This window comes from Pseudoxanthomonas sp. PXM04, from assembly GCF_014851695.1.
Lineage (GTDB): Bacteria > Pseudomonadota > Gammaproteobacteria > Xanthomonadales > Xanthomonadaceae > Pseudoxanthomonas_A > Pseudoxanthomonas_A beigongshangi.
Genome location: NZ_JACVAG010000011.1, coordinates 1 through 5,903 on the forward strand (window position 1 = coordinate 1; position 5,903 = coordinate 5,903).

Below are 5,903 nucleotides of genomic sequence, written 5' to 3' on the forward strand. Positions count from 1 at the left end.
CAGGTGCCGGACTTCCGCCGCGCCCAGGACCAGCTGGCCGCGCTCAACCGCACCGCGCGCCGGCAGGTGGTGCCGCTGGTCAAGCCCGGGGCCACGGAGGGGACCATGGACGTGGACCTGAAGGTGGAAGACACCGCGCCGTGGCGGGCCAGCCTGACGGTCAACAACGACCACAGCGTGGACACCACCCGGCTGCGCAGCATCCTGAGCGTGGGCCACGACAATTTGTGGCAGCGCGAGCACAGCGCCTCGCTGACCTGGTTCGCCGCCCCGGAGGACGTGGACGAGGCCAGCGTGTGGTCCGGGTCCTACCGGCTGCCGCTGGGCGGGCCGGACTGGCAGCTGGAAGCGGCCGGCTACCGCTCCGACAGTAACGTGGTCTCCAGCGGCACCACCCAGGTCACCGGCAAGGGGCATTCGGTGGGCCTCAAGCTCAGCCACACCCTGCCGCAGGCCGGGGCCTGGTGGCACCAGTGGACGCTGGGGGTGGACTTCAAGGACATGGACGAGGCGGTGGCCCTGACCGGGATGGCCAGCGACTTCGCGCCGCTGAAGTACGCGCCGGTGACCCTGGCCTACAGCGGGTTCCGCCAGGGCGAGCGGCACCAGCTCGCGCTGGGCCTGCAGGCGGTGTTCGGCGCGCGCAGCGTGCTGGGCTACGGCAGCGGGGCGGACGCGTTCGACTGGAAGCGCGCCTATGCCGATGCCAGCTTCTTCGTGCTCAAGGCCGATGTCAGCGACACCTACAGCCTCGCCAGCGGGGCGCAGTGGTACGCGCGGGTGTCGGCGCAGCTGACCGACCAGCCGCTGGTGTCCGGCGAGCAGTTCGCCGCCGGCGGCATGTACACCACCCGCGGCTACCGCTCGGCCGAGGCCATCGGCGACTACGGGGCGATGTTCACCCTGGAGTGGCGCAGCGCGCCGCTGACCCGCTGGGGCCTGCGCGAGTGGCGCTTCCACGGCTACCTGGACGGGGCCTGGCTGGGCCTGCGCCGGCCGCTGCCCGAACAGGAAGCCGAGGCCTCGCTGGCGTCGCTGGGGTTCGGGACCAGCTTCCGGGTGGGCGAGCACTTCGACGTGCGCCTGGACTACGGCCACAGCCTGCTGGACGGGCCCACCACCACCCGCGGCGCGGACCGGCTGCACGTCAGCGTCGGCGCCAGCTACTGACCCTCATTTCTTTTTCTGGAGATTTTTCCATGCAACGCGTCCTTCTCCTGTTGTTGATGCTGCTGGGCCTGTCGCTGCAGGCCAGCGCCCGGGCCCAGGAACCCGGTCCGGCCTGGTGGCAGGCCGACTGGAAGTACCGCAAGCCGCTGACGGTGGACGCCGGCCCGCAGGGCGCGGGCCTGGCCACCGGCCCGGGCCGGCTGCCGGTGCTGGTGCGCCTGCACGCGGGCAACTTCGCCTTCGACGGGGTGGGCGAGGGCGGCCGGGACCTGCGCTTTATCGCCGCCGACGGGCACACCGTGCTCAACCACCAGGTCGAGCGCTACGACGCGGCCGCGGCCATGGCCCTGGTCTGGGTCGACGTGCCGGCGGTGGCCCCGGGCGCGGCGCAGACCGTGTGGATGTACTACGGCAACCCGCAGGCCCCGGCCGCGGGCAACGGCCAGCTGGTGTTCGACCCGGACTACACCGCCGTCTACCACTTCGCCGGCACCACCGCCCAGGTCCAGGACACCACCGCCTACGGCAACCACGCCAGCGGCCCGTTGACCGCGCTGGAGGCGGCCCTCATCGGCCGCGGCGCGCAACTAGGCACCGCGCCCTTCCAGCTGCCGGCCTCGGCCTCGCTGGCGGTGCCGGCCGGCGGGACGATGAGCTTCTCGGCCTGGGTCAAGCCCGAGGCGGCCGGTCCGGGCCAGAGCGTGTACCTGCGCCGGGACGGGGAGCACCTGCTGTGGCTGGGCGTGGACAACGGGGTGCCGTTCGTGCAGGTGGACCAGGCGCGCAGCGCGCCGGTGGCCGCATTGCCAAGCGGGCAGTGGAGCCATCTGGCCTTCACCGCCGACGCCGGGGCGGTGGTGCTGTACGTGGGCGGGCGCGAGGTGGCGCGGGTGGCCACGCCGCTGCCGGCGCTGGCCGGTCCGGCCTGGGTCGGCGGCGAAGGCACCCCGGCCCCGGCCGGGGCGGTGGCCGCCGCGCCGTTCACCGGCGCGCTGGACGAGGTGCGCCTGTCCAAGGTGGCCCGGCCGGCGGCCGCGCTGCTGGCCGAGGTGGCCTCGCAGGGCCCGGCCGCGCGGCTGGTGCGCCTGGGCGAGGACGAACAGAACGCCGGGGTGAGCCATTTCGGGTTCATTTTGAAGTCCATGCCGGTGGACGCCTGGGTGGTGGTCATCGTGCTGGGGCTGATGCTGCTGCTGTCCTGGGCCATCATGCTGGCCAAGGGGCGGTATTTCGGGCGGGTCAGCCGGGCCAACGCGGCCTTCGCCGTGCAGTACCAGCAGGTGGCCGGCCTGCCGGCGGCCAGCCTGCAGGAACGCGCCCGCCAGGGCACCCTGGACGCGGACATCCGCGAGCACGCCAGCCTGTGGCGGCTGTACGCCATCGCCATGGACGAACTCAAGGGCCGCCAGGCCCATGCCCACGGCCTGAGCGCGGCCGCGCTGGCGGCCATCCGCGCCGCCATGGACGCCGAGGTCATCCGCGAAGGCGAGCGCATGAGCCGGCGCATGAACTGGCTGTCCACCACCATTGAAGGCGCCCCCTACGTGGGCCTGTTCGGCACCGTCATCGGCATCATGCTGGTGTTCGCGGTGGCGGCCATGGCCGGGGCGGTGGACATCAACTCGGTGGCCCCGGGCATGGCCGCGGCGCTGCTGTGCACGGCCGCCGGCCTGGGCGTGGCCATCCCGGCCCTGTTTGGCTACAACTGGCTGGCCGCCCGCGCCGAGGCCATCGGCGCGGACATGGCCGTGTTCGTGGACGAGTTCAGCGCCCGCCTGGCCGAGGAGTTCGACGCCGCCGGTCCGGTGCCGTCGGTGCTGCACTCGGTGCGGGCCTGAGGACCGCGCCATGGCCGCCAAGCGATTGGGTGTCAAAAAACGCGAGAAGGGCATCAACGTCACCCCCTTCGTGGACGTGCTGCTGGTGGTGCTGGTCATTTTCATTTTGACCAGCAACGCCACCATCCCCGGCATTGAGGTCAACCTGCCCAAGGCCAGCAGCAGCCAGGCCCTGGAGAAGCCGCAGACCAAGGCCATCACGGTGGACAACGCCGGGCAGATTTTCCTGGACGCCTACCCGGTGAGCCTGGCCGAGCTGGAACAGCGCCTGCGCACCGAACAGGCCATCACCCCGGACTTCCCGGTCATCGTGCGTGGTGACGCCCAGGTGCAGTACGCCCGGGTGGTGGAAGTGCTGGACCTGCTGCGGCGCATCGAGCTGACCCAGGTCGGCCTGGTCACCGGCAAGGCGCAGGGGTGAGGCCATGACTGCGCCCGACCCCCGTCCCGGCCGCGGCCTGCGCGCGGGCTGGCCGGCCCTGCTCGGGGCGCTGCTGCTGGCCGCGCTGCTGGTGGGCCTGGTCGGCTACCTGCTGCTCAAGGACCCGGCCAGCACCCGCCGGCCGGTGGCCGCCGTGCCGGTGCTGACCCTGCCGCCACCCCCGCCGCCGCCGCCCGAACCCGAGCCCGAACCCGAGCCGGAAGTGGAACCGGAGGAGGTCATGCCCGAGCCCGAGCCGCTGGAGGACATGCCCAAGCCGACCGAGGAGGCGCCCACCCCGGACACCGCCGACCCGGTGACCATGAACGCCGACGCCCAGGCCGGCACCGACAATTTCGGCATCCAGTCCGGCCGCGGCGGCGGCATGAGCGGGGTCGGCGCCGGCGGCGCCGGCAACGCCTCCTACGGCCGCTACCTGGGCTACGTCCTGCAGCAGGCCATCGCCCGCGACGAACGCCTGCGCCCGCTGGCCTTCCAGCTGACCCTGCACGTCTGGCTCGGCCCCGGCGGGGAACTGAGCCGGGTCGAACTGGCCCGCGGCAGCGGCAACCCCGACACCGACCAGGCCGTGCTGGAAGCCGTGCGCGCCCTGGGCCGGGTGGACGAACGCCCGCCGGCCTCGCTGACCTTCCCGGCCCGGGTGCTGGTGCAGGGCCGCCGGCCCGCCGGCTGACCCGGACCGCCCCGTGCCGACCACTGCCCCCCTTTCCGCCCCTTTTTCCTGCCTTGTGAGTTGCCCATGACCCGTCTTCCCCTTTCCCGCCTGCGCCACCTGGCCGCCGGCATCGGCCTGGCCCTGGTCCTGTCCACCGCCGCCCAGGCCCAGGACGCCCCGGCCGCCGAGAGCACCCTGGTCAAGCTCATCCGCGGCCTCATCGACAGCGGCGCGCTCACCCCCCAGGTGGGCCAGGCCCTGCTGGAGGAAGCCCGCCGCGAGGCCGCCGCCCGCCCGGCCGCCAGCACCGCCGGCCCGGCCCTGGAACCGGGCGAGGTGCGCGTGCCCTACATCCCCGAGTCCGTGCGCGAAGGCATCCGCGAGGAGGTCAAGGCCGAGGTGCTGGCCCAGGCCAAGGCCGAACGCTGGGCCGCCCCGGAGGCGGTGCCGGAGTGGACCCAGCGCGTGCAGGTCACCGGCGATGTGCGCGTGCGCAACGAGTCGCGCCTGTTCTCCGAACGCAACAGCACCATCGAGACCGACTGGGCCCGCATCAACGCCGGCGATGGCTACGACATCAACCCCAACACCAACCTGGACCTGCCGCCACTGCGCAACACCCGCCAGGACCGCAACAACTCCTGGCGCATCCGCGCCCGCCTGGGCGTGCTGGCCCAACTGGGCGACCACACCCGCGCCGGCGTGCGCCTGGCCACCGGCAACGACGACGGCCCGGTCTCCACCACCCAGACCCTGGGCGGCGGCCTGGCCAAGAAGGACGCCTGGCTGGACCAGGCCTGGCTGGCCTGGTCACCGCTGCCGGGCCTGGAGTTCACCGGCGGACGCTTCGCCAACCCCTACTGGTCCACCGACATCCTGTTCTCCAACGACCTCAACTTCGACGGCCTGGCGGTCAAGTACGAACGGGCCGTGGGCCAGGGCCTGGACCTGTTCGCCACCCTGGGCCTGAGCCCGCTGGAATACTCGGCCGACAACTTCCCGGCCACCAGCCAGGACAAGCAGGCCAGCCGCGACAAGTGGCTCAACGGCCTGCAAGTGGGCGCGAACTGGCGTTTCGGGCAGGACCAGACCCTGCGCGCGGCGCTGGCCTACTACCAGTTCCGCAACATCTCCGGCGAGTACTCGGCCCCTTGCGCGCTGTACGCCGGCGCCCAGGTCTGCAGCACCGACGGCACCCGCCCGGCGTTCATGCAGAAGGGCAACACCCTCATGCTCCTGCGCAACCTCGCCCTGGACCCGCTGGACCCGGCCAACACCCCGCTGCCGCAGTACGTGGGCCTGGCGGCCAATTTCAGGTTGGTGGACGTGAATCTGAGCTGGGAGACCCCGGCCCTGGCCGGCACCCGCCTGCGCCTGGACGCCCACGGGGTCAAGAACACCGCCTACGACCCGCAGCGGATGTGGACCCGCGCCCACGGCGGGCTGGTCACCAACCTGGCCACCCCGGCCGGCGCCACCCCCACCGTGGCCGACCTGGACAGCGGCGACACCGCCTACCTGGTCCAGGCCACCTTCGGCGACCTGGCCCTGGCCCAGGCCGGCGACTGGAACGCCTGGCTGGGCTACAAGCGCATCGACCCGGACGCGCTGCCGGACGGGTTCAACGACTCCAATTTCCATCTCGGCGGCACCAACGCCAAGGGCTACTACCTGGGCGCCTCCTACGCCTTCGACCGCAAGGTCTGGCTGACCGGCCGCTGGATGGCCGCCAAGGAAGTCAGCGGCGCCCCGCTGTCCATCGACGTCTTCCAGCTGGAGGTCAATGCCGGGTTCTGAC

5 protein-coding genes are annotated in these 5,903 nt (G+C 72.6%); all 5 read left to right on the forward strand.

What is annotated here, in order from left to right; all coding sequences use genetic code 11:
• A partial coding sequence (locus IB228_RS19620) for a ShlB/FhaC/HecB family hemolysin secretion/activation protein (RefSeq protein ID WP_192199650.1) occupies window positions 1–1,170 on the forward strand: 1,170 nt, incomplete at its 5' end.
• A 29-nt stretch (window positions 1,171–1,199) separates the two neighbouring features.
• Window positions 1,200–3,008 (forward strand): MotA/TolQ/ExbB proton channel family protein, encoded by a 1,809-nt coding sequence (locus tag IB228_RS19625; protein ID WP_192199651.1) that lies wholly within the window; start codon window positions 1,200–1,202, stop codon window positions 3,006–3,008.
• Window positions 3,009–3,018: 10 nt separating this feature from the next.
• A complete protein-coding gene (locus tag IB228_RS19630; RefSeq protein WP_183645121.1) occupies window positions 3,019–3,429 on the forward strand; it encodes a biopolymer transporter ExbD in 411 nt (136 codons plus the stop codon).
• 4 nt (window positions 3,430–3,433) lie between these two features.
• Window positions 3,434–4,123 (forward strand): cell envelope integrity protein TolA, encoded by a 690-nt coding sequence (locus IB228_RS19635; RefSeq protein ID WP_192199652.1) that lies wholly within the window; start codon window positions 3,434–3,436, stop codon window positions 4,121–4,123.
• 66 nt (window positions 4,124–4,189) lie between these two features.
• Window positions 4,190–5,902: a putative porin gene (locus tag IB228_RS19640; protein ID WP_192199653.1), complete on the forward strand. Its 1,713-nt coding sequence runs from the start codon at window positions 4,190–4,192 to the stop codon at window positions 5,900–5,902.
• Window position 5,903: the final 1 nt, after the last annotated feature.

Bases quoted from the DNA above. Each gene is read 5' to 3' on its own strand.
- IB228_RS19625 (WP_192199651.1), top strand. From the start codon at position 1,200: ATGCAACGCGTCCTTCTCCTGTTGTTGATGCTGCTGGGCCTGTCGCTG.
- IB228_RS19630 (WP_183645121.1), top strand. From the start codon at position 3,019: ATGGCCGCCAAGCGATTGGGTGTCAAAAAACGCGAGAAGGGCATCAAC.
- IB228_RS19635 (WP_192199652.1), top strand. From the start codon at position 3,434: ATGACTGCGCCCGACCCCCGTCCCGGCCGCGGCCTGCGCGCGGGCTGG.
- IB228_RS19640 (WP_192199653.1), top strand. From the start codon at position 4,190: ATGACCCGTCTTCCCCTTTCCCGCCTGCGCCACCTGGCCGCCGGCATC.